Annotated in this window: 1 protein-coding gene; it reads right to left on the bottom strand. The window is 75.3% G+C overall.

What is annotated here, in order from left to right:
- Positions 1-279: hypothetical protein (locus AC5RVB_RS16360; protein ID WP_494143178.1), on the bottom strand; the 279-nt coding region annotated here is incomplete at both ends.

The following is a 279-nucleotide window of genomic DNA, read 5'->3' as shown; positions in this document are numbered from 1 at the left end:
CGCGCTCGGCGGCGGACGGTTCCGCGTCGGGCAGCTGTTCCTGCCCGGCGGCGGCAAGCCTGCCGGACACCGTCGCCAGGTGCTCTTCCGCGTCCGCCACATTTGCCTCCGCAGTGGCCACCAGCGCGGCAAGGCGTTCGGCTTCGCCCGTGGCGGCCCTGACCGCGGAGGCCAGCGTGCCAAGGCGCTCGGCAACGGCGGCCAGCCGGGCATCGGACTCGTGCAGTGCGGCCAGCGCTGCTTTGCTGCGGGCCCGGCAGGCTTCGACCCGGGCTTCCG

This window comes from Arthrobacter sp. Y3225209, from assembly GCF_059090685.1.
Note: the sequence above shows the minus strand (reverse complement) of the source record. Positions and strands in the feature narration are given on the sequence as shown.